Raw genomic sequence first — 22,102 nt, 5'->3', positions numbered from 1 at the left:
CTACGTCGCTCGGAGGATTTACGTGCCGCACAGTAGTTCCCTTCGTGTGGACCCCGCGCGCCTCACCGCCGAGTTTCCCGCTCCTTCCTATCGCGGCACCCAGCAGCGAGCGCTCGGAAAGATCGGTGAGGCGCTCGAGTCGGACAACGACGTGGTGCTCGTGCGCGCGCCGACCGGCTCCGGGAAATCGCTGCTCGCTCGTGCCATCGCCGGCTGTGCGCGCCAGCCCGACGAGGCCGACCCCCAGGACGCCATCGGCGCGTACTACACCACCCCGCAGGTCTCCCAGCTCGACGACGTCGCCGCCGATCCTCTCTTGTCGGATCTCCAGGTGATCCGTGGCAAGCGCAACTACAGCTGTCTCCTGCCCGGTGAGACCGACACCCCGGTCGATCGCGCGCCGTGCGCCCGCGAGAGCGGCTTCGACTGCTCGATCCGCCATCGCTGTCCGTATTTCTCCGATCGCGCTATCGCCTCGAACCGCTCGATCGCGGCGATGACGCTCGCTTACTTCATGCAGACCGCCGGCTCCGAGTCCTTCGGCCGGCGCGACGTCGTCGTGATCGACGAGGCCCACGGGCTCGCCGAGTGGGCCGAGATGTACGCGACGATCGACCTCCGCCCCTCCACGGTACCCGTCTGGGACGAGATCACGGTCCCCGAGATCGACGGTCCGGAGGCGGCCGCACGCTTTGCCGACCGACTCGTCGACGTTTGCACGCGCCGGAAGGATACCCTCGTGGGGGCCGAGGAGCTCTCGATCGCCGAAGTCACCGAGCGCGATCGCCTGCAGGAGCTCATCTCGAATCTGAAGTGGTTCGTCTCCGACTACCGCGATCCGGCGAGCGCGAGCACGTGGGTCGTCGACAGCGCGGGCGAGGGGAGCCCAGTGACGATCAAACCGCTCGCGCCGGAGCGATATCTCAACCACACCGTCTGGGAGCGTGGCAACACATTCGTCTTGCTCTCGGCGACGATTCTCGACAAGGAAGGGTTCTGCCGCGGTGTGGGTCTCGATCCCGCAAAGACCGCGCTGGTGGACATCTCACACACCTTTCCGGTCGAGAACCGCCCGCTGTACGACGTGACCCAGGGGAAGATGACCTACGAGCATCGCGACGACACGATCCCGGAGGTCGCCCGACTGCTCGTTCGACTACTGGCGAAACACGACGACGAGAAGGGGATCGTCCACGCCCACTCCTACGCGATCGCCGAGCGTCTCGCCGACCGACTCCGGGAGTTCGGGGTCGACGGGCGCATCAGGACGCACGATAGCGACGACAGGGACGCACAGCTGAGTTCGTGGCTCGCGACCGACGATCCCGAACTGTTCGTTTCGGTGAAGATGGAGGAGGCGCTCGATCTGGCCGGCGATCGCGCGCGCTGGCAGGTGCTCTGCAAGGCCCCCTATCCGAACACGCGCGATTCGCGCGTCGCCCGCCGGCTCGAAGACGGCCAGTGGGGCTGGTACTACCGGACGGCGCTCAAGACCGTCATCCAGGCCTGTGGCCGCGTCGTGCGCTCGCCCGACGACTTCGGGCGAACGTATCTCGCCGATTCGAGCCTGCTCGATCTGTTCGGGCGCTCGCGTGGTGCGATGCCCGACTGGTTCGCCGCTCAGGTCGATCGGATGAGCAGTCCGGAGCTGCCGGCGTTCGATCCGGATGCGGCGAACGCCGGCAGCGCCGATTCCAGCGGCGGTAGTGGTGGGTCAAACCAATCGGGACGACAGACCGGACGGCGGAGCAGCCGATCGAACCCGGACGATCACCCGCTCGCGGACGTCTGGGGCACGGACTGAAGCCGAAGGAATTCGTGTCGTGAGCCGGTCGTTCACCCGACTTCGATTGGCCGATGGTAGCGTGCTTCGGTACGATGATCGTCCGAAACGTTCATCGCTATCTCGCATGGACGACAGTGTATGTCATCCTCGGCATCGTCTCTCTGGTCACGCTATCGCTCGATACCGATCGTCTACCGTATCGGCGTGGCGTTCGTTCTCGGCTCGCTGGCGGGGCTGATCGGCGGCGAACCCCTGACGGCGCTCCAGCCGATCGGCGATCTGTTCGTCCGTCTGCTCAAGATGATCATCGTTCCGATCGTCTTCTTCACGCTGTTGATGGGCGCACGGCGGCTCACGCCGTCGACGCTCGGCCGGATCGGCGGCGTCACAGTGCTCTGTTACATCGTAACGACCGCGATCGCGATCGTGATCGGGCTCGCTATCGGCAACCTCGTCGATCCCGGCATCGGCCTCGACGTCGTCAGCACGGACGTCCAGACGAAACAGGCCCCGAACATCGGCGAGGTACTCTTGGGGATCGTGCCGACGAACCCGCTCGGCGCGATGGCTGAGGGCGACATCCTGCCGGTGATCTTCTTCACGCTCGTCTTCGGCATCGCGCTCGCACTTCTTCAGGAGGAGTTCGACGCCGACACCGCCGTCCACCGCGGCGTCGAGACGATCTTCGACGTCGTCGAGGCAGGCGCGGAGGCGATGTTCAAGATCGTCTGGGGTGTCATGGAGTTCGGTATCATCGGCGTGTTCGCGCTGATGGCCGCCACCTTCGGGACGGCGGGTATCGACGCCATCGTCCCGTACGCGAAACTCATCGGTGCGCTCGCGCTCGCCGTCGGCGTCCACATCGGACTCACCTATCTCCTCGTGATCCAGCGCGGCATCCTCGGGGAATCGCCGATCGCGTTCCTCCGCGGGGCGCGCGAGGCGATGGTGACGGCGCTCAGCATTCGCTCGTCGAGCGGAACATTACCAGTAACGATGAGCAACGCCGACGAGAACTTCGGTATCGACGAGGAGATCTACAGCTTCTCGCTGCCGCTGGGAGCGACGATCAACATGGACGGCACCGCGATGTATCAGGGTGTGGCCGCCATCTTCGCGGCGAACCTCGTCGGCCAGGCGCTCACGCTCGGCGAACAGTTCACCGTCGTCGTCACCGCGCTGCTCGCGAGCATCGGGACCGCTGGCGTGCCGGGCAGTGGGCTCATCATGCTGACGCTCGTGCTCACGCAGTTGGGGCTCCCGCTGGAGGTGGTCGGGATGGTCGCCGGCGTCGATCCGCTGCTCGATCGCCTCCGGACGATGAACAACGTTACCGGCGATCTGGCCGTGACGACGCTCGTCGCGCACGTCTCCAACGGTATCGACCGGACTGCGAGCGTCTGGTCGGACAGTAGCGAGCCGGCGGGAACGCCACAGGACGACTGAACGACTGGATCGCGGGCGGCGACCCGATCAGTACGGGATGAGCGAGAAACCCCCCGGAACGAGGAAGCCGAGCACGAGGAAGAGCGTGCCGGCGATCGTCGCACAGATGAGCGCGTAGGGGATCTGTGTTCTGACGTGGACCATGTGATCCGCGCCGCTGGTCGACGAGGATAATACTGTGGTATCGGAGATCGGCGAGCAGTGATCGCCGAAGATCCCGCCCGAGAGCACCGCGCCGAGCGCGAGCGGGAGGTTCGCGCCGGTGGTGAACGCCACGGGGATGACGATCGGGAACATGATACCGTAGGTCGCCCAGGAACTCCCGTCGGAGAAACTGACGAACGCCGTCACGGCGAAGACGAGCACCGGGATGAGTCCCACGGGAACGCCCTGGAACCAGTCGGTGACGAACGAGGAGATTCCGAGCGTCGAGACGGTGTTCTGGATGGTGATCGCGAGCGTGAGGATCGCGGCCGCGAGGAAGATCCCCTTGAACCCGTTGATCATCGCGTCGGTCGCGTCGCCGTTCGAGGGGATGTCGCCGCGGACTCTGAACAGGACGAAGCCGACGAGCAGCCCCATCATCGACGCGAGGCCGAGTCGGATCTCGCCGATGTTGAGCGACCACGGGCCGCCCGCGGGGACGAGCAGCTCGTAGCCGAACGCCGAGAGCACCGACGTCATCCGCGGTGCGTTCAGCACGGGCGAGGAGCGCCAGAACATCGCCAGCAGGCCGATGCCGACGATGGTGAGCACGGGGATGGCGAAGTTGCGCCAGTCGGGGGTCGCGCCCTCGTACATCTCGTAGTTCGCCATCTCGTCGGAGACCAGGGGATCGTCGTCGGGACCCACGACGCCACCGCCGTTGCGGGCGCGTTCTTCCTCCTCGCCCATCCCGAAGATATTGGGAAGCACCTGCCAGGCGACCAGCGCGGCGACGACGAGCGCGACCCACGAGTAGAAGGCGAATCCGAGCGTGTTGAAAAACAGCGGCCAGACCGCATCGGTGGCCGCCTGGAGGCCGTCGCCGGTCTGTGTGACGTAGCCCGACATCCCCGCGGGGAGGACGTTCTGTTTCGCGGCGGCGGTGATGCCGGCTCCGATGAACCCGACGAGCGCGACGCCCCAGGTCGAGTAGAAAGCGAGGCGGGCAGCCGGGCTGCCGGCGCTATCGACGTAGTAGGCGAGTTTCGCCCGCGAGACGTCGTGTTCGTCGGTCAGCGGGCGCATCATCGAGCCCACAACTAAGCAGTTGAAGTAGTCGTCGATGTGGATGATGATCCCCGCGAGGAAGGAGGCTTTCTCCGCGTCGGCGGGTGATTCGACGCGGCTGGCGAGCGCCTCCAGCACGCCGCGGATCGCCCCGGCGCGGATCATCAGCCCCATCAGCCCGCCGATCGCGAAGAGGGCGAGCAGCACGTTCTTCACGTACCAGGGATCGGCGAACAGCGGCGACGTGGCGACGAGTTCGGGGATCACCGTGATGCCGAGCAGGCCGCCGAGGAGCGTTCCCAGTGGCCCGTCGAGCCCGGCCGGCACGCCGACGACTTCGGGGCGAAAGAGCCCGTAGACGACCGCGCCGCCGGCGATCCCGACGAACAAGCCGATGAGCGCGTCCCGGACGTACCACGCCAGCGAGATGGCCAGCAGCGCCGGTACCAGCGCCCACGGGCCGGCCGCGATGGGTTCGAGCGGCATGCCCCACCTTCAGGGACAGGGTACAAAAGAGCGTCCGGTCGAACTGCTCAGACGAGCGAGACCACGTACGTGAACGACGAGCCGACCATCATGAGGACGAACAGGATGGCGAACAGCTGCTGGCGGTTCATGAGTCGACCAGTGGTCCGGACGATTAGTCGGTTTCGGCCGCCGGCAGCACGTGCAGCCCCGCACGACTCTTGAGCACCGGGACGGTGTCGGCGTCGGGATCGAGATACGACGGCCGCGGGATCGTCTCTGCCGCGTAGGTCTCCGGGTCCAACACCTGGACGGCCCGCTCGTCCTCGACGGCGACGAGCGTCGTCTCCTCGGCGTCCGCGCGCCGGCCGAGACGCGTCGCTTCGGGTGCGATCCCGTCCTCGAAGGCGGCCTCGTAGTGGTCGCCCGTCGTCACGCGGACGCCCTTCAGATTGCCGCGGACGCTCTCGACCAGCACCGGGCCGTCGTCGTCATCGACGTCGATGACGTCGCCGGGCGTGAACTCCGGCAGATGGACGGCGTAGGTGACGCGATAGACTTCGTCGCCGTCCTCGTCCTCGGTGACGAGCGTCGCCGATTCGTCCATCTCGCCGCCGAACCGGCGGACGATGCGTTCGGCGACGCCCTGGCCGAGTTTGGTCGCCGAGAGCTTGACGTTCGCGCCGTCGCTCGTCTCGTCGATCTCGGTGATGAACGCGTCGCGATCGCCGTCGGCCTCGCGCTCGGCGACGTAGTCGGTGACGATATCGAGCGCGCGCTGGGTCTCCTGGTCGGTCGGCGTGCGCCCGCGCGCTCGGATCTGGACGGTGCTCGCGTAGTAGTCGCCGGCGATGCGCCCACAGCGCGTGCAGGTGCCCCGCGAGATCTTGACGGGGACCGTAACGTCCTCCTCGACCGACTCGCCGCGGACGATCGCCGAGAGATAGCAGTGCATCCGGACGGTGTTCTCGTCGACCTGTTCGGGATCGACCTGCCAGGAGAACTCGTCGGCGGCGACGTGCACGCTGATGGCTTCGGTGACTTCGTCGATCGCGACCTCGGTGTAGTCGCGCGCGCCGACGTCGACCCAGCGGTTGCCGCGCCTGACGGCCCCGCAGGTCGCACAGACGAGCACCTCGATGCGGTCGGGTGCGTCGACGAGTTCGAACTCGTCGAAGTAACAGCTCGCACAGAGCGGCGTCCGTTCGCCGTTCTCGCGCTCGATCTCGACGGGATCGCCACAGCGAGGACAGAACTGACGTGAGTGGCTCATTGATCGTCGTAGCGCCTCGCGGCGGTTAAGCGCCGTGTCACGCGTTCGTTCCGTCGTCTTTTCGTGGCGATACGGGTCCGGCCACTGTCGCGATTCCCGGTCGAGAACGACGGAATCTTATGAATCGAGCGCTTACTTCTAGTTCATGGAATGGAAGACTGATTGGGGTCTTCGGGCCCGAATGGGACTGACGATGGTCCTGTTGCTCGCGCTGTACGCCGTCTTCCTCGGCGTGCTCGCGTACTCCGACATCGGGCTCGTCGGGACCGTGGGGATCATGGCGCTGTTCATGGGTGGACAGTTCTTCTTCAGCGACAAGCTCGCCCTCCGGAGCATGGGTGCCCACGAGGTCTCCGAACAGGAATATCCCGAACTCCACGCCACCATCGGCCGGCTCGCCCAGCAGGCCGACCTCCCCAAACCCACCGTCGCGGTCTCCGACACGCGAACGCCGAATGCGTTCGCGACCGGTCGCTCGCCGTCGAACGCGACCGTCTGCGTCACGACGGGGATCATGAACACGCTCGACCGCGAGGAGCTGGAGGGCGTGCTGGCCCACGAGCTCTCGCACGTCAAGAACCGCGACGTGATGGTGATGACGATCGCGACGTTCCTCTCGACGCTCGCGTTCATGATCGTCCGCTGGGGCTGGCTGTTCAGCGGCGACAGCGACGAGGGCGGCGCACCCGTGATGGTCGCCGTTCTCGTCTCGATGGTCGTCGGCGTGGTGTCGTTCCTGCTCGTGCGCGTGCTCTCGCGTTACCGGGAGTTCGCCGCCGACAGGGGTGGCGCGATCATCACCGGCAAACCCGCGGCGCTCGCCTCCGCGCTGATGAAGATCGACGGTCGGATGGACAAGGTGCCGTCCGACGACATGCGAAATCAGGCCGACATGAACGCCTTCTTCATCATCCCGGTCAGCGCCGGTGCGATCGGTAAACTGCTCTCGACGCATCCCTCGACCGAGAACCGCATCGAGCGCCTCCGCGACATGGAGCGCGACCTCGAAACTGCCTGAATCGGCGAAACGCTTTTTCCACAGTCTCGTGAACTGATCGTATGGGGAGCCTTGCCGACTGGTTCGACCCGCACAGCGCGAGCGGGATTTTGGCCGTCATCTTCGGGTTCGGGGCTGCGATACAGGCACTCGAACTCCTCACGACGCTCGCGTCGACGGCCCCGCTGGTCGCTGGGCTCGTCGTGATCTTCCTCGGGTTTTTCGCCTATATCGCGTGGGCGACCGTACACAACGAGGAACTCGGCGACGACGAAACCGATACCGAGGAATCAACGCGTGATCGCGATGCGCTGGCGGTGTTGAAGGAACGCTATGCACGCGGCGAACTCTCGGAAGCAGAGTTCGAACGGCGCGTGAAACTGCTGCTGGATGTCGACGAACTGGCTGGCGACAATGGGGAGCGCGAACTCGAAACGGCTTGACTGATATCGTTTCTCGAGTATGTGATTGGCGGAGTTTTAGACCGGGATTTATTTTGATGGATAGTGTTCGTTCGCTATGTTCGACAGAATAACGGAACTGTTCGGGTCCGAGCAGACCGTTCCCGATTTGATAGCAGCTCTCGATCTACGAGACTGGTATTTGGATTTATCAACCGAACAGCGCCAGAAACTCCATCAGCACAGTACACGGTTTGGGACAGGTGGTGAGTCCAATTCGTTAGGGCGGAACGTCACTGCAACCTCGCAAACGGCTCAAGAATACCTCAAAGGAGTCGGATCTACCGCGATAAGCGAGAACGATTACGTGTTTGCAGAGATGGTTTTGCTATCGGCACTCGAATTTGAAGACGGATCCGCGACGAGCACCCATTTCACCTACACCACACTCATTGACCTCTATTACAAACAACGCGACGACTGGGAGAATGCGATCGAGAACTGTATCGAATACTGCCGAAAAGACATCGCAATCGCCGATGAGTTCGTTGACGAGTTTGGTGACGTTCCACGGATCCCTTCATTCAAGCGACTCGCCATTATCTACCAGAAGCAAGGAAATCACGAGGCTGCTCTCGATATCTGTGATCAAGCACTTGAAATCGGAACAACTGACGGTACAAAGGGCGGGTTTGAGGGCCGCAAAGACCGTCTCCGAATGAAAATGAGGGACTGAGAACCGTGGAGTATTGCCGATGTCTCTCTTGAAACCGTCTCCATGCTAACTCCTGTGAGAACCGCAACAGCCCACATGCCTCCCTCAACCGATTCGCTCACTCCGTTCACTCATCCCTCGCACGCCGATCCGCGCTCGGTGCTCACTTCGTTCGCACACGAGCGCGAGCGCGCGCCGATCACTCCATATTGGGTGTCGTATCACTTCGACTTTTACCGCTGGCGCACGGATCGTGCGCATGGGACTTCTCGACGGATTGCGATCGGCGCTCGGGATGAGCGCGGAGGCCGACGCGACGCGCGATGCGGACCCCGAGGACCTCTTCGGGATGAGCACGGCTCACCTCACGATGGAAGCCGATCTCGGCTTCGAGCCGGCGAGTGTGGCTGCGCTCTGCTTTTCGGGCGTCGACAGCACGGATTTCGCCGACACGGTCGAGGAAGTCGAGGCGATCCTGGATGCGGGCGAGGTCGAGACGGGAACCGAAGCCCGATTCGTCGACGACTCGCACGGCTACGAGTGGGTCGTGCTCGAAGACTCGGACTTCGAGGATCTCGTGACGAGTGTCCACTTCGCCGCCGACACGCTCATCGAGCGCGGCTACGGCTCGCGACTGCTCGCAGCGCTCTTCGGCTTCGAGAAGGACGGCCCGGTCTACTGGGTCTACTCGTTCCGTCGTGGGGCGTACTACCCGTTCGCGCCACGCCCGGGCAACGAGCGCGACTCGTCCGTGGAGTTCAAGCTCGAATCAGTCCTTGACGGCGAACTCGACGTGGAGGGCGACAAGGAGTACTGGTATCCGCTCTGGCCCGACACCGGAACCCACCCCTGGGAGTGAGCGACGTACCCATCGCTTCACTTTCGCCGAGCTGTTAACGAGGCTTTATCACCGAAGCCGCACAACCCGGTCGTATGGCAGCAACCGAAGATCTAGAGAGCCTGCCGGGCGTCGGTCCCGCGACCGCGGACAAGCTCACCGAATCGGGGTTCGACTCCTATCAGGGTATCGCGGTGGCGAGCCCGGGCGAGCTCTCGAACACCGCCGACATCGGCGAAAGCACGGCCGCTGACATCATCAACGCCGCGCGCGACGCAGCAGACATCGGCGGGTTCGAGACCGGCGCTGACGTCCTCGAACACCGCAACGAGATCGGCAAGCTCTCGTGGCAGGTCGACGAGGTCGACGATCTGCTCGGCGGCGGCGTCGAAACCCAGTCGATCACCGAGGTCTACGGCGAGTTCGGCGCGGGCAAATCCCAGGTCACTCACCAGCTCGCGGTCAACGTCCAGCTTCCCAACGAATACGGCGGGCTCGAAGGGAGCGCGATCTTCATCGACAGCGAGGACACGTTCCGCCCCGAGCGCATCGCCGAGATGGTGCGCGGACTGGCCGACGACGCGCTCGCCGCCGCGATGGACCAGCGCGAGATCGAGGGTAGTCCCGAAAGCGAGGAGGCGATGGACGAACTCATCGACTCGATTCTCGACAACATCCACGTCGCCAAGGCGTTCAACTCCAACCACCAGATCCTGCTCGCCCAGAAGGCCCAGGACATCGCGAGCGAGCACGAGGACTCCGAGTGGCCCGTCCGGCTGGTCTGTATCGATTCGCTCACCGCGCACTTCCGCGCCGAGTACGTCGGTCGTGGCGAACTCGCCCAGCGCCAGCAGAAGCTCAACAAACACCTCCACGATATCGACAAGGTCGGCAACCTCTTCAACGCCGCCACGGTCGTCACGAATCAGGTCGCCTCGAACCCCGACTCCTACTTCGGCGATCCGACTCAACCGATCGGTGGCAACATCCTCGGCCACAAATCGACCTTCCGGATGTATCTCCGCAAGTCCAAGGGGACCAAACGCATCGTCCGCCTCGTGGACGCGCCCAACCTCGCCGACGGCGAAGCCGTGATGCGCGTCGAGGAAGAGGGACTGAAGCCCGAATAGAACCTTTTTACTGCGGGAGGTCGCGCTCGCTGCGCTCGCTTGACCTCCGCTTGCAAAAACGTTCATGAAAAACGTCCGCTCGCGCCTGCGGCGCTCGCGGCGAACCGCGCTCATTCCGTTCGCGCGGATGCTGACACTCCCCGCACCGCTTCCGCAACCACGACCGCCACAGCACCGGCTGCAGAAGCCCTCGGCGCGCTCCCTTCGGTCGCGGCACTCGCTCTGCTCGTGCCGGAGCGCCTCGCCCTTCATCCGCCAGGAGAGCGAAGCTCTCCTGAGCCTCGGCTCGCGTCGCTCACCGAGACGCCAGGGACCGCACAGCGCTGCTGCTGCGTCACCACCGCGGCAGCCGCCGACCACATTCGCTAAGTGTGGCCGAACCGAACGTCGATACATGGAGCACCGCGAACTCGGTGATTCGGGGGTCGAGGTATCGACGGTCGGGTTCGGCGCGTGGGTCGTCGGCACCGACTGGTGGGGCGACCGCGGCGAAGCGGAGAGCATCGATCTGGTCCAGCACGCGCTCGATCAGGGTGTCACCTTCTTCGACACCGGCGACGTCTACGGCCACGGGCGCAGCGAGGAACTCATCGGCGAGGCGCTCGGAGGTCGCCGCGACGAGGTCACCATCGCCAGCAAGGTGGGCTACGATTTCTACAACAACCCACAGGCCGGTCACGGCGAGATCCCGAAGGAGATGACGCCGGAGTACATCCACGAGGCGGTCGACAAGAGCCTCGACAGGCTCGACATGGACCACCTCGATCTGCTCCAGCTCCACAACGCCGACGTCGACGAAGTGGACGAGGGGATTCTGGAAACTCTCGACGAACTGCGCGAATCGGGCAAAGTCGACGCGGTCGGCTGGGCGCTCGGCCCCTCGATCGGCTGGCTCGCCGAAGGTGACGCGGCGATCGCCAACGAGTTCGATGCGCTTCAAGTGGTGTTCAACGTCTTCGAGCAGACACCAGGGACTCATTTCATGGAGACCATCGACGATCTCGACGCGTCGACGAGTATCCTCGCGCGCGTCCCGCACTCGTCCGGACTCTTGAACGAGCAGGTCAGACCCGAGACCGAACTCGGCGAGGGCGACCACCGCGGATTCCGCCCCGACGAGTGGTACGACACCGGCTGGGAGAAGGTCGAGAAACTGCGCTTCCTCGAACGTGACGGCGAGCGGACGATGGGGCAGGCCGCGATCCAGTGGCTACTCGCCCACGACGAGGTCGCCTCGGTCACGCCGACCTTCCGGACGACCGACGACGTCGACGAGTGGGCCGCCGCACCCGACACGCCCGCGCTCTCGGACGAGGAACTCGACCGCGTCGCCGATCTCCACGCCCGTGACTACGATATCGAGCGCGACGACGGGATGGCCGGGTTCCGCTCGTCGGTCGATGGATCCGATCTCGAAGCGGTCGGCGCGACGTACGCTGGCGACTAAATTTGCATTTCCGTTTTCACTGACTGTTGCTGCGGCGGCGGTGCGGTTTGTGGTCCTGGTGGATGAAGGGCGAGCATCCCGGAGGGATGCGAGGGCTTCTGCGGTGTCGTTGTGGCTGCGGAAAGCGTCGCATCCGCGCGAACGAATGTGAGCGCGGTTCACCGCGAACGAGGCCGAAGGCCGAGTGAGCGGACCTTTTTAGTCCAGGTTTTGCGAGTAGTGAGGGACCGGAGGTCCCCATACCGTGCGAGCGGGCCTTCGGCCCGCGAGCAGAGAGTGGTTCGCGCTTCGCGCGAACCCGACGAGTAAAAAAGTGGGTCTCAGAGCCCTTCGAGCGAGCGGAGCTTCTGCTCGACCTTCGGCGGAGCGGCGCTCGGGCCGTCGCGCACGCGGTGGTCGGGGATGATGATCGGGATGGGGTTTTCGTCGAGGGCGGTGCGGACGCTGTCGCGGTCGTCGTCCGCATCCGCGTCGAGCGTGGGGATGCGCCGTGCGAGCTGTTCGACGGTGGTCTGGTCGCCGTAGGCGAGTTCTCGAACGGCGTCGAGCACCGCGCGCTGGTCGGTCGGAACGGTGAGTGCGAGCTCGATATCGTCGAACTCGTCGGGTGCACCAGCCAGATACTCGAACAGTCTGTCGAGCAGCGGGTGGTCGGGGTCGGCGTCGGCCGCGAGGCTCGCCGGGAAACTCACCGAGAGCACGCGATCGCCGGCGACGCCGACCTGCACGCAGCGGTCGAGGTAGTCGGATTCACGCGTGTAGATGCCGGCTGCCTCGCTCATGTCAGGTATTGCACCGTGTCGACCTTCAACATTCTGTCCGCGAGCGACGCGTGACGCAAGCCTTATGTACAAATACGTGCCTTGATGTACAACAATGAACGCCAGCGAGGGGGTCGCTCCCGCAATCGAGTCGATACTGGCCGCTGCCGACGAGCGCGGCGGTGGCGACCGGCGGTTGTCGGTCGCCGCACGATCGTTGCCCGCGGCGCTCGCGGCAGCCGAGGCGGACGGTCGAGTGCCGATCATCGGCGAGATCAAGCCCACGAGCCCGACGACCGACGGACGACGTGAGGACGATCCGGTGGCGCTCGCCGAAGCGCTGGTCGACGGCGGTGTGGCGTCGATCTCCGTTCTCACCGAACCAGACCACTTCGACGGGTCGCCCGACGCTCTCCGACGGGTGCGTGAGCGCGTTTCGGTGCCCGTTCTCCGGAAGGATTTCATTCGCCGTGAGGAACAGCTGGACGTCGTCGAGGCCGACGCAGTCCTCCTGATCGCGCGGTTCGTCGACGACCTCGCGGGGCTCGTCGCGGCGGCGCGCGAGCGCGGGTTCCAGCCGCTCGTCGAGGTCCACAGCCGCGCGGAACTCGACGACGCGCTCGCGGCCGGAGCGGAGATCGTCGGCATCAACAACCGCGATCTCGCACGCCTCGATGTGGATCTCTCGACGTTCGAGGAGCTCGCACCCCACGTATCCGAGGACGTAACGCTCGTCGCCGAGAGCGGCATCGCCAGCGAGGAAGATGCCGCGCGGATGCGCCGTGCCGGGGCGGACGGGCTGCTCGTCGGCAGCGCGCTCATGGACGGTGACGTCGCGGCGAACACCGCACGGCTCGTGGGGGCGGAGCGATGAGCGACGTCGACGCGGGCGAGAGACCGGGAAAATTCGGCGAGTACGGCGGCCAGTACGTCCCCGAGGCACTGATGCCCGCGATTTCCGAACTCGACGACGCCTATCGTCGATACGTCCTGAACAACGAGGACGGGTTCATGGACGAGTTCCGGGCGCGGCTCCGCGACTTCGGTGGGCGGCCGACGCCGCTCCAGCACGCCGAGACGCTGAGTTCGCGATACGGGTTCGACGTCTATCTCAAGCGCGAGGACCTCCTGCACGGGGGTGCGCACAAACTGAACAACGCGCTCGGGCAGGTGCTGCTGGCGAAGTACATGGGCAAGGAGCGGATCATCGCCGAGACCGGTGCAGGGCAACATGGAACGGCGACCGCGATGGCTTCCGCCCATCTCGATATGGACTGTGAGGTGTTCATGGGCGAGCGCGACATCAACCGCCAGCGCCCGAACGTCTTCCGCATGCGGCTGAACGGCGCAGAGCTCAACCCGGTGAGCACGGGCAGCGGTACGCTGAAGGAGGCCACCAACGAGGCGATGCGCGAGTGGGCGACCACGGTCGAGGACACCCACTACGTCATCGGCTCGGTCGTCGGGCCGCACCCGTTCCCGACGATGGTCCGTGATTTTCAGTCCGTCATCGGTACGGAAGCCAGACGGCAGATGGAGGAGAAACTGGGATGCCTCCCGAATAGCGTCGTCGCGTGTGCCGGCGGCGGCTCGAACACGATGGGTGCGTTCGACGCGTTCGTCGACGACGATGCCGTCTCGCTCGTCGCCGTCGAGGCCGGCGGTAGCGGACTGAAAATCGACGAAGAGGAAGATCTCGCACCCAACTCGGCGTCGCTGTCGATCGGCGAGGAGGGCGTCCTCCACGGCGCGCGCACGAAACTGCTTCAGAACTCGGACGGCCAGATCCTCGAATCCCATAGCGTGAGCGCGGGCCTCGACTACGCGGGGGTCGGCCCGGAGCTCGCCGATCTCGTCGACGACGATCGCGTGCGAGCGGTCTCGGTCGACGACGACGCCGCGCTCTCCGCGTTCCATCGCCTCTCGCGGACCGAGGGGATCATCCCGGCGCTCGAAACCTCCCACGCGCTCGCGTACCTCGAAGACGGCGCGGAGCTCGGCGAGAAGGTCGTGGTCAACGTCTCGGGCCGGGGCGACAAGGACCTCGAAAGCGTCGTCGAGGAGACCGAAAAGCGCGATATCGAAGGCGCACCGTCGATGGGGGTGTTCGAGTGAGTTCGATTCGTGCGGCCTTCGAGGACACCGACGCGGCGCTCGTCCCCTACATCACCGCCGGCGATCCGACCCCCGATGCGACCGCCGCACAGGTGCGCGCGCTCGCCGCTGGCGGTGCCGACGTCGTCGAACTCGGCCTCCCGTTCTCGGAACCGATCGCCGACGGACCGACGATCCAGAACGCGATCCAGCGCGCGCTCGACGCCGGCATGACGCCCGACCGGTTCCTCGATCTCGTGAGGGGCCTCGACGTGGACGTTCCCCTCGTCTGCATGACCTACTTCAACCTCATCTACCAGTACGGACAGGAGAGAGGTGTCGAGCCGTTCGTCGAGGCTGCCGCCGAGGCGGGCCTCTCTGGGCTCATCGTGCCCGACCTCCCCGTCGAGGAAAGCGACGCGCTGAAAGCCGCCTGTGACGCACACGGGCTCGATCTGGTCTTCATCGTCGCGCCGACGACGCGCGGCGACCGACTCGACCGCGTGCTGGAGCGTGTTTCGGGGTTCGTCTACGTCCAGGCTCGCCTCGGGACGACCGGTGCGCGCGCGGACGTGAGCGATCAGACCCACGACTCGCTCGCGCGACTTGCGGAAGCGGATGTCCCGCGTGCCGTCGGCTTCGGCGTCTCGAACGGCGAACACGCCCGCGAGATCGTCGCCGCCGGCGCGGAGGGCGTCGTCGCCGGCAGCGTCTTCGTCGATATCATCGCCGAGAGAGGAACGGACGCCGCCGACGAGCTGGAGGCGACGGCGCGCGAACTGAAGGAGGGCGCGGTGGCGGGGGTCGCACCGCGACCGGAACGAACATAACCACCGTGGCACCGACTGTCAGTATGCACGCCGGTACGCACGCACGACTCGATCGCATCGGAACCGACGGCCGCTACCTCGTGGTACCGATGGATCACGGGCTCACACTCGGCGCGGTCGCGGGGCTCGCGGACATCGAAACGACGATCGACGCGGTGACACGCGGCGGTGCGGATTCGATACTCACACAGAAGGGCATCGCGCCGCGGGTCCATCCCAACAGCAACGGCGCGGGCTACATCGTCCACCTCAACGGCTCGACGGCCGACGGCCCGGACACGAACGACAAACGGCGCACGGGCACCGTCGAAAGCGCGATCCGGGCGGGCGCGGATGCCGTCTCGCTCCATCTCAACGTCGGCAGCGAGACCGAGCCGAACCAGATCGAGGATCTCGCGGACGTCACCGAACGCGCCGCCGAGTTCGGCGTTCCCGTGCTCGCGATGACTTACGCACGCGGGCCGGGCGTCGACGAGGCCGATCCCGAACGTCTCGCTCACGCCGCCAGACTCGGCGAGGAGCTCGGTGCCGATCTCATCAAGACGGGCTACTCGGGCGATGCCGAGAGCTTCGAGCGAGTGACCGGTGCGACCCGCCTGCCGGTGCTCATCGCCGGCGGCGACCCGGCCGGCGATCGCGCTTCACTCGAAGCCGTCCGCGGCGCGATGGACGCCGGCGCGGCCGGCGTCTCGATGGGGCGGACCGTCTTCCAGCACGACGACCCCGAGGCGATGGCGCGCGCGGTCTCCGGCGTCGTCCACGACGATCTCCCGACCGAGGAAGCGCTCGATCGCGCCGGATTGGCTGTCGAGGCGTAGCGACGGAGCGAGTTTTCTTCCGAACCGATTTCATTCCTTAGGAATATAAAAGAAAAGAACGTCATACTTCAGGGTAACCTATCGGCTCCTCACGTCGAACCCATATTATGCCAGCAGAAGGTTTATGTCCTAACGAAACGTTTAGTTAACGTGGAGCCGATCACTGCTCCGCCCACGTCGGGATGACGAGCGGCCGTTGCGTGGCATCACCCGCATCGTTCAGTATTGGTCCGCCGTCGTCCCCCGTTGGCCCCGTTTCGTGACACTGCTTGCGTGGAGCGGCGATGCTGCGCAACGAACGTGATTTTTGCTCACAGCGACCGCTTTCGCCACGTTCAAGCCTGCCCGCTTCGACCGCCACGACATGACACGGACGGTCTGGCTCAAAGCGGACGGCTCGGTTGGCGATTGGGAGAGTCGCAAGCGGCGCATCACCGCCGGTCTCGAGGCCGGCGTCGACTGGGTGCTCTGTGACGAGAGCGACGTCTCGCGCGTGCGCGAGCTCGGCGCGGTCTCGGTCGCGGCCTTCGGCGACGGCAACGGCGTCGACGTCATCGACACCGGCGACGCACCGGACGCGACCGTCGTCGGCAAGGACAGCGAGGGCGACGGCTCGGTCGACCTCCCGCCCGATCTCTCGGGATCGGCCGATCTCTCGACGCTGCGCCGTGACGAAGCTGACGGGGCCTACGTCCACATTCTCGACGACGATTACGAAGCGTTCGCCGAACAGGCCGCCGACGCGGCCGAGCACACGATCGTCGTCGGCGAGGACTGGACGATCATTCCTCTGGAGAACCTCATCGCGCGCATCGGTGACGAGACCGAACTCGTCGCGGGCGTCGAGAGCGCGGCCGAGGCCAAGACCGCCTTCGAGACGCTCGAGACGGGTGCCGACGGTGTGTTGCTCGACAGCGACGATCCCGACGAGATCCGCGAGACCGTCGAGATCCGCGACGCGGCCGAGCGCGAGACGCTCGATCTCCAGTGGGCCGAGATCACTGCCGTCGAGCAGGTCGGCTCGGCCGATCGGGTCTGCGTCGATACGGGATCGCTGATGGAGGGCGACGAGGGGATGCTCGTCGGCTCGATGAGTCGGGGCCTGTTCTTCGTCCACGCCGAGACCGCCGAGTCGCCCTACGTGGCCTCACGGCCGTTCCGGGTGAACGCCGGGGCCGTCCACGCCTACGCGCGCACGCCCGGCGGCGGGACGAAGTACCTCTCGGAGCTCGGCAGCGGCGACGAGATCCAGATCGTCGACACCGAGGGCCACGCGCGCGAGGCGCTCGTCGGGCGGGCGAAGATCGAGCGCCGGCCGATGTTCCGCATCGAAGCCGTCGTCGGCAGCGACATCGACGACGCGGAGGGCGGCGAGCCCACGGGTGACCGGATCGAGACGCTGCTCCAGAACGCGGAGACGATCAAGGTCGCCACCCGCGAGGGCCCGCGTGCGGTGACGGAGCTGGAACCCGGTGACGAGGTGCGCGTCTACTACGAATCGACGGCCAGACACTTCGGGGAGGCGGTCGACGAGCGCATCGTCGAGAAGTAAGTCAGCCGGAGTCACAGTCTGCGCGTCGACGCGGGCGATTTTTCGCCCGATTCGGGTTGAATTGTTAAGGATCAGCGTACCGTACGTGGTGTGGTAGCATGAACGATCGCATCGTCTTCACGCGTGAGGCGGCCGAGTTCCTCCGCGAGATGGAGTGCAACGTCGTCGAGACGTACGATTTCGGGACGAGCGGGGCGGCCTACATCGAGTGCGAGGCCGATCACGAACCGACGATCGCCGACGACGACCGCGTGCTCGATCTCGAACCGAACATGACCGTCGAGCCGCATCTCGAACCCGCCGCCGTCAGCGAGGATCCCGCAGCAGTGGCGACGATCGAGGACGTGCGCGACCTCCACGACGTGCCCGACGATGACGCCACCGGCGAGGGGTTGACGGTCGTGGCCATGGATTCGGGGATCGATCCCGAGCATCCGGTCTTCGAGGGCAACAGCATCGAACAGGTCGACGTCACGGGATCGGGCGAGGGTGATGCGGTCGGACACGGGACGGCCGTGCTGGGGCAGATTACCCGTCTTGCCCCCCACGCATCGCTCGTCGCGCTACGGATCTTCGGTGAGGAGGGCCAGACGAGAAACAACGTCATCATGCGCGCCTACGAGTGGCTTCACACCAACGTCGAGGAGTACGACGTCGTCAACATGTCGTGGGGATCGAGCGAGACCTCGCACGCCATCAACCGAACGCACGACGAACTCGTCGAGAAGGGCATCAGGGACGTCGTGTCGGCCGGCAACTCCGGGGAGAAATCGGGCAGTCCGGCGACCGCCGAGCGTGCCTTCTCGATCGCGGCCTGCACCGAAGACGGGGCGATCGCGGAGTTCTCCTCGTACAACCCCGACCGCGACAACCCCGACGTCGCGGCCATCGGCAAGGACAACCGCCTCGCGCAGGCGTCCGGCACGGCGATGGGCACGGAGCTTGACGGGCCGTGGATCAAGGCCTCGGGAACGTCGTTTTCGGCCCCGGAAGTCGCCGGCATGGTCGCAAAATATCTGACCGTCGATCCGGAAGCGACGCCGGAACCGATCATGCGCGAGTTCGAGGCCGCAGCGCGAGACATCCCGAATCAGCCGCGCGACGGAGCGGGATTGGCCGACTACGCGGCAACGGTGAACGGGGAGTGATACTGTCGGAGGGATACACGATCATCGCACAGATCGACTCGCTTCCGTCCCGACGTTTGTGAAGGCGGCTGATGGAATACGTCCCTCCGACAGTAGAGTCAGTCGAACTCGCGGACGAGTACGAGCGCGTCCTCGCCGTCGGCGTAGTAGCCCGTCGCGGTGCTGCGGTGGACGAAGCCGTACTGTCGGTAGAGCGCGAGTGCGGGCTCGTTGCTCTCGCGGACTTCGAGCTTCACCCGTCCGACCTGCTGGCGGTACATCGCGTCGAGGGCGCGTTCGAGCAGCGTCGCGCCGATCCCTCGCCCGCGATAGCTGGGATCGACCGCGATGTCCTTGACGTGGCCGACAGGCCCGCCGCGCTGGCGCTCGCTATCGGCGACGACGTAGCCGGCGATCGCGCCCGTCTCGCCGCCGTCGTCGACGTCGGCGACGAGAAAGCCCGGAATTCCGAGAAAGCGCTCGAACGCACGGTAGGGCCACGGCTGGGCGAACGAGGCCTTCTCGATGCGAAACACCGCGAGCAGGTCGGCACGGACGGCCTCGCGGGTCCGGGTGGGCTCGACGGTCGTCACACGATCGGTACGGTGACGTGTCATAAGAACACTCCGGCCGGTTTCGAGGGGTCGTAAGAGATATACCGAATCCGATCCGCGTGGGGGCATGGGACTGATGGACGACATTCTCGGGGGTGGCGGTACCCGGCAGCGCCAGGCTGGCGGCGAGTACGTTCCCCTCGATATCGACGACATCGAGGGTGGCGTCGAGGAGGCTTCGACGAAGATACATATCGCGCACATCGAGGGTCAGCGCGACGTCATCGACATCAAAAACGCCATCTACGACGGCGATATCGTGATCGCGGATATCACTCGCCACACCGCGACCGACCGTACGATGGAGCGCATCACGCAGGACCTCCAGGAGATCACCCGCGAGGTCGGGGGCGACATCGTCCAGAAAGCCGACGATCAGCTCATCATCACGCCCGCCTCGGTCGGCATCAGCCGGACGAAACTCGGTGAATAGGCCGACTTTCGCCGTCGGATCGAAACGAATCGTCTTTTCGATAGCACGAATCGCGCAGCAACCGGTGCACCGATCGGTCGATTCGACCTACTGGTCTCCTTTGGACACCACCTCACCCGGCTGGAGGGTCGCCCACAACTCGTCGTTCTGGTAGATCTTCAACGTCGCTGTTCCGTTGTTCGTCACCTTTGTGAGCCTGTGGTCGGACGAGTACGAATCGGCACCGCCGTCGGCGACGAATCCAGCGGCACTGGGGATTTCGTCGTCTGGATATCTATTCGAGAAATCCGGGTGTTTCGCCGTTTGATACGGGTTAGCCCCGTACTCCACGTAAATGGGATTGTACGACTCGTTCTTCGACCAAAGTCCATAGTTCGATGCACCATCGTCGGCGGCTTCGACGGTAATCGTGTTGTTACCCTTTGGCGGTGCCGACGGGCCGAAATCCTCTTCGACCCCCTCGCCGGGAGCAACGGTCCGTGTTTGGTTGCCGTTAACGTAGACCTGCAACGTCGCGTTCCCGTTGTTCCTGAAGGAATAATGCGGGATTTCGTCGGGGGAGTATCCACTGTATCTCCCCGTGTGGTAGCTATCGACTCCACCATCACCGACGTAGCCTTGAATGTAGTACGGATCGTCGTTGTATATGGCATCGGGGTATTTGGCGTTCTCCCTGTCGGCTTCGGGACCGAGTTCCATTCTGACCTGATCGACGTACACCCGATAATGTGACTCGCCACCGTTGGCTGCGACGATCGTCAGATTGTACATGTCGTCAGGTCTCGACCGATCCGTCTGCGTCGGGGTCGCAGTGGGCGTGTCGGTCAATGTCGTCGTCTGAGTGGCCGTCTTGGTCTGCGTTGGTGTTGATGCCTCCGTTGGCGTCGGTGTTTTCGTCGCCGTCTCAGTTGCAACAGTCGTCGGACTAGCTGTAGCAGTCGCGGTCTCCGTCGTGGTCACACCGGACGAATCGGGCGTCGCCGTCCCTTCCAGCACCGTACTGGTCGTTTCCTGTGCGTTTGGATCGTCAGTGAGCTGTGAACAGCCGGCGGAGAGCACGAGTAACACGATCAATGAAGCGACGACCGTTCGTCGCATCGGCGTCGTCAGCATGGATACCACTCGTTGCCCACAGTAATAACGCTGTACGAACGCAATCCCTTCGAGACGGCCTCAGACGTTGTCGGGCGTTTCCGCGTCGTCCTCGACGGTGCGTTTCATCGATTCGCGGCGACTTTTCGCGTCCCGCCCGGTCGCTTCGAGCAGGAAGTCGTTTTTCGCGTCCACCGCGTCCGCGGCGGCGTCGGCGTTGCCCTCGGCGATGACCTCCTCGGCGGATCGTTCCTCGAAATGGACGGCGAGTGTGTCCTTCTTCGAGCCGTACTCGACCGTGCCGGCGACGATACGCTCGAAGACCGCGTTCTCGGGCTCTTCGACGACGTAGAGATCACTCCCCTGGTACTCCTCGGTCGCTGTCGGCGGGCCGAAATACTCCTCGACGGTCGTTTCCATGTCGGGAATTCGCTCCTCCAGGTGCTCGCCGCGGCGCATCTTGTACTCACGCATGGACGCCAGCTTTGCGAGGGGTGAATTTACCCCTTTCGCGTCTCCCACGCCAGATAGCCGCTGCCGCAGTCGGGACAGATGTCGCCCGCTCGTAGCGGCGAATCGGCGACGAGTCTGGTGAATCGACACGAACCACACGAAAGCGTATCGCCCGGTCGGCGGCTCTGGCGCTTTCCACGGGTCGTCGTTTCGGCTTCGTCGTCGGCAACCGCCTCGGGCCCGTCCGTCTCGGGCCAGCTGGCGACGGCCGCACCACCGTCGGCGAGCGAGCCGGCGTCGTCGGTATCGTCGGCCGTCGCTCCACCCTCGTCGGGGTCGGTCGGCCACTCGCCGGGCGCACGCGTCGGACGCTGTGGCTTGCGGTCGTGGCCGATGCGATCGATGGCGACCGACTCCGTTGACTCGTCCTCGACAGCCCGATCGTCGTCGGCTTCGGACGACGTTACCGACTCGATTATCTCGGACGAGTGACTCGTCTCCGATCCGATGTCGGCAGCTCCGAGCGGTTCGACCGACGTGGACTCGTCGTTCGCTGTGGGTTCGCGGCTCGCTACGGGCTCGTCGTTCGCTGTGGGTTCTGTCTCTTATACACATCTC

Annotated in this window: 22 protein-coding genes; 16 read left to right on the top strand and 6 right to left on the bottom strand. The window is 65.1% G+C overall.

Annotated features, from left to right (window positions below; translation table 11 throughout):
- Positions 1-46 precede the first annotated feature (46 nt).
- Together C451_RS08805 and C451_RS08800 are read left to right on the top strand one after the other, a co-directional pair.
- Positions 47-1,804, top strand: a complete 1,758-nt coding sequence (locus C451_RS08805; protein ID WP_007739822.1) for a helicase C-terminal domain-containing protein — start codon at positions 47-49, stop codon at positions 1,802-1,804.
- Between the two features lie 120 nt (positions 1,805-1,924).
- Positions 1,925-3,232, top strand: a complete 1,308-nt coding sequence (locus tag C451_RS08800; RefSeq protein ID WP_007739820.1) for a dicarboxylate/amino acid:cation symporter — start codon at positions 1,925-1,927, stop codon at positions 3,230-3,232.
- Positions 3,233-3,259: 27 nt separating this feature from the next.
- On the opposite strand, the gene C451_RS08795 is transcribed toward C451_RS08800, so the two are convergent.
- Positions 3,260-4,930, bottom strand: coding sequence for a Na+/H+ antiporter NhaC family protein (locus C451_RS08795; protein ID WP_007739818.1), 1,671 nt, complete (start codon positions 4,928-4,930; stop codon positions 3,260-3,262).
- Between the two features lie 154 nt (positions 4,931-5,084).
- The gene (locus C451_RS08790; protein ID WP_007739817.1) at positions 5,085-6,182 is read right to left on the bottom strand and encodes a 60S ribosomal export protein NMD3; all 1,098 of its coding nucleotides are present in this window, start codon (positions 6,180-6,182) and stop codon (positions 5,085-5,087) included.
- A 145-nt stretch (positions 6,183-6,327) separates the two neighbouring features.
- On the opposite strand from C451_RS08790, the gene htpX reads away from it, so the two are divergent.
- The 6 genes from htpX to C451_RS08760 all read left to right on the top strand — a co-directional run bounded on the left by htpX (position 6,328) and on the right by C451_RS08760 (position 11,710).
- The gene (gene htpX, locus C451_RS08785) at positions 6,328-7,200 is read left to right on the top strand and encodes a zinc metalloprotease HtpX (RefSeq protein ID WP_007739816.1); all 873 of its coding nucleotides are present in this window, start codon (positions 6,328-6,330) and stop codon (positions 7,198-7,200) included.
- Positions 7,201-7,241: 41 nt separating this feature from the next.
- A complete protein-coding gene (locus tag C451_RS08780) occupies positions 7,242-7,622 on the top strand; it encodes an SHOCT domain-containing protein (RefSeq protein ID WP_007739815.1) in 381 nt (126 codons plus the stop codon).
- A gap of 76 nt (positions 7,623-7,698) precedes the next feature.
- A complete protein-coding gene (locus C451_RS08775) occupies positions 7,699-8,316 on the top strand; it encodes a tetratricopeptide repeat protein (protein ID WP_007739814.1) in 618 nt (205 codons plus the stop codon).
- A gap of 238 nt (positions 8,317-8,554) precedes the next feature.
- Entirely contained in the window at positions 8,555-9,154 is a 600-nt protein-coding gene (gene pspAB / locus C451_RS08770) for a PspA-associated protein PspAB (RefSeq protein ID WP_007739812.1), read from the top strand.
- Between the two features lie 74 nt (positions 9,155-9,228).
- A complete protein-coding gene (gene radA / locus C451_RS08765) occupies positions 9,229-10,263 on the top strand; it encodes a DNA repair and recombination protein RadA (protein ID WP_007739811.1) in 1,035 nt (344 codons plus the stop codon).
- A gap of 394 nt (positions 10,264-10,657) precedes the next feature.
- A complete protein-coding gene (locus C451_RS08760) occupies positions 10,658-11,710 on the top strand; it encodes an aldo/keto reductase (protein WP_007739808.1) in 1,053 nt (350 codons plus the stop codon).
- Positions 11,711-12,030: 320 nt separating this feature from the next.
- Here the strand turns inward: C451_RS08760 and C451_RS08755 are convergent, their stop codons facing one another.
- On the bottom strand, positions 12,031-12,492 hold the full coding sequence (locus C451_RS08755; RefSeq protein WP_007739806.1) for an MGMT family protein: 462 nt from the start codon (positions 12,490-12,492) through the stop codon (positions 12,031-12,033).
- 94 nt (positions 12,493-12,586) lie between these two features.
- On the opposite strand from C451_RS08755, the gene trpC reads away from it, so the two are divergent.
- The 6 genes from trpC to C451_RS08725 all read left to right on the top strand — a co-directional run bounded on the left by trpC (position 12,587) and on the right by C451_RS08725 (position 18,913).
- Entirely contained in the window at positions 12,587-13,345 is a 759-nt protein-coding gene (gene trpC / locus C451_RS08750; protein WP_007739804.1) for an indole-3-glycerol phosphate synthase, read from the top strand.
- Positions 13,342-14,586, top strand: a complete 1,245-nt coding sequence (trpB, locus tag C451_RS08745; RefSeq protein ID WP_007739802.1) for a tryptophan synthase subunit beta — start codon at positions 13,342-13,344, stop codon at positions 14,584-14,586. Before trpC ends, trpB begins: the two co-directional genes overlap by 4 nt.
- A complete protein-coding gene (gene trpA / locus C451_RS08740; protein WP_007739800.1) occupies positions 14,583-15,395 on the top strand; it encodes a tryptophan synthase subunit alpha in 813 nt (270 codons plus the stop codon). Before trpB ends, trpA begins: the two co-directional genes overlap by 4 nt.
- A gap of 23 nt (positions 15,396-15,418) precedes the next feature.
- Positions 15,419-16,213: a 2-amino-3,7-dideoxy-D-threo-hept-6-ulosonate synthase gene (locus C451_RS08735; protein WP_007739798.1), complete on the top strand. Its 795-nt coding sequence runs from the start codon at positions 15,419-15,421 to the stop codon at positions 16,211-16,213.
- Between the two features lie 364 nt (positions 16,214-16,577).
- On the top strand, positions 16,578-17,765 hold the full coding sequence (locus C451_RS08730; RefSeq protein WP_007739794.1) for a 3-dehydroquinate synthase II: 1,188 nt from the start codon (positions 16,578-16,580) through the stop codon (positions 17,763-17,765).
- 98 nt (positions 17,766-17,863) lie between these two features.
- Positions 17,864-18,913 (top strand): S8 family peptidase, encoded by a 1,050-nt coding sequence (locus C451_RS08725; protein WP_007739793.1) that lies wholly within the window; start codon positions 17,864-17,866, stop codon positions 18,911-18,913.
- A gap of 98 nt (positions 18,914-19,011) precedes the next feature.
- On the opposite strand, the gene rimI is transcribed toward C451_RS08725, so the two are convergent.
- The gene (gene rimI / locus C451_RS08720; protein WP_007739790.1) at positions 19,012-19,509 is read right to left on the bottom strand and encodes a ribosomal protein S18-alanine N-acetyltransferase; all 498 of its coding nucleotides are present in this window, start codon (positions 19,507-19,509) and stop codon (positions 19,012-19,014) included.
- Positions 19,510-19,573: 64 nt separating this feature from the next.
- On the opposite strand from rimI, the gene C451_RS08715 reads away from it, so the two are divergent.
- Positions 19,574-19,939 (top strand): cell division protein SepF, encoded by a 366-nt coding sequence (locus tag C451_RS08715; RefSeq protein WP_007739788.1) that lies wholly within the window; start codon positions 19,574-19,576, stop codon positions 19,937-19,939.
- Between the two features lie 87 nt (positions 19,940-20,026).
- Here the strand turns inward: C451_RS08715 and C451_RS08710 are convergent, their stop codons facing one another.
- Entirely contained in the window at positions 20,027-20,710 is a 684-nt protein-coding gene (locus C451_RS08710; protein WP_241431222.1) for a hypothetical protein, read from the bottom strand.
- Positions 20,711-21,112: 402 nt separating this feature from the next.
- On the bottom strand, positions 21,113-21,505 hold the full coding sequence (locus C451_RS08705; protein WP_007739783.1) for a DUF5611 family protein: 393 nt from the start codon (positions 21,503-21,505) through the stop codon (positions 21,113-21,115).
- A 117-nt stretch (positions 21,506-21,622) separates the two neighbouring features.
- Between C451_RS08705 and C451_RS08700 the strand changes: the two genes are divergently transcribed.
- Entirely contained in the window at positions 21,623-21,976 is a 354-nt protein-coding gene (locus tag C451_RS08700) for a hypothetical protein (protein WP_152420452.1), read from the top strand.
- The last annotated feature ends 126 nt before the right edge of the window (positions 21,977-22,102 follow it).

The sequence above is a fragment of the Halococcus thailandensis JCM 13552 genome (genome assembly GCF_000336715.1).
Taxonomy (GTDB): domain Archaea; phylum Halobacteriota; class Halobacteria; order Halobacteriales; family Halococcaceae; genus Halococcus; species Halococcus thailandensis.
This window is presented reverse-complemented; position numbering and strand designations above follow the sequence as displayed.

Excerpts from the sequence above, each read along its gene's own strand:
- C451_RS08755 (WP_007739806.1), bottom strand. The coding sequence starts at position 12,492 with ATGAGCGAGGCAGCCGGCATCTACACGCGTGAATCCGACTACCTCGAC.
- C451_RS08725 (WP_007739793.1), top strand. The coding sequence starts at position 17,864 with ATGAACGATCGCATCGTCTTCACGCGTGAGGCGGCCGAGTTCCTCCGC.
- C451_RS08760 (WP_007739808.1), top strand. The coding sequence starts at position 10,658 with ATGGAGCACCGCGAACTCGGTGATTCGGGGGTCGAGGTATCGACGGTC.
- trpB (WP_007739802.1), top strand. The coding sequence starts at position 13,342 with ATGAGCGACGTCGACGCGGGCGAGAGACCGGGAAAATTCGGCGAGTAC.
- C451_RS08735 (WP_007739798.1), top strand. The coding sequence starts at position 15,419 with ATGCACGCCGGTACGCACGCACGACTCGATCGCATCGGAACCGACGGC.
- C451_RS08715 (WP_007739788.1), top strand. The coding sequence starts at position 19,574 with ATGGGACTGATGGACGACATTCTCGGGGGTGGCGGTACCCGGCAGCGC.
- C451_RS08730 (WP_007739794.1), top strand. The coding sequence starts at position 16,578 with ATGACACGGACGGTCTGGCTCAAAGCGGACGGCTCGGTTGGCGATTGG.
- C451_RS08790 (WP_007739817.1), bottom strand. The coding sequence starts at position 6,182 with ATGAGCCACTCACGTCAGTTCTGTCCTCGCTGTGGCGATCCCGTCGAG.
- C451_RS08705 (WP_007739783.1), bottom strand. The coding sequence starts at position 21,505 with ATGCGTGAGTACAAGATGCGCCGCGGCGAGCACCTGGAGGAGCGAATT.
- trpC (WP_007739804.1), top strand. The coding sequence starts at position 12,587 with ATGAACGCCAGCGAGGGGGTCGCTCCCGCAATCGAGTCGATACTGGCC.
- pspAB (WP_007739812.1), top strand. The coding sequence starts at position 8,555 with ATGGGACTTCTCGACGGATTGCGATCGGCGCTCGGGATGAGCGCGGAG.
- C451_RS08800 (WP_007739820.1), top strand. The coding sequence starts at position 1,925 with ATGTCATCCTCGGCATCGTCTCTCTGGTCACGCTATCGCTCGATACCG.
- C451_RS08710 (WP_241431222.1), bottom strand. The coding sequence starts at position 20,710 with ATGTACAATCTGACGATCGTCGCAGCCAACGGTGGCGAGTCACATTAT.
- C451_RS08775 (WP_007739814.1), top strand. The coding sequence starts at position 7,699 with ATGTTCGACAGAATAACGGAACTGTTCGGGTCCGAGCAGACCGTTCCC.
- rimI (WP_007739790.1), bottom strand. The coding sequence starts at position 19,509 with ATGACACGTCACCGTACCGATCGTGTGACGACCGTCGAGCCCACCCGG.
- htpX (WP_007739816.1), top strand. The coding sequence starts at position 6,328 with ATGGAATGGAAGACTGATTGGGGTCTTCGGGCCCGAATGGGACTGACG.
- radA (WP_007739811.1), top strand. The coding sequence starts at position 9,229 with ATGGCAGCAACCGAAGATCTAGAGAGCCTGCCGGGCGTCGGTCCCGCG.
- C451_RS08795 (WP_007739818.1), bottom strand. The coding sequence starts at position 4,930 with ATGCCGCTCGAACCCATCGCGGCCGGCCCGTGGGCGCTGGTACCGGCG.
- C451_RS08780 (WP_007739815.1), top strand. The coding sequence starts at position 7,242 with ATGGGGAGCCTTGCCGACTGGTTCGACCCGCACAGCGCGAGCGGGATT.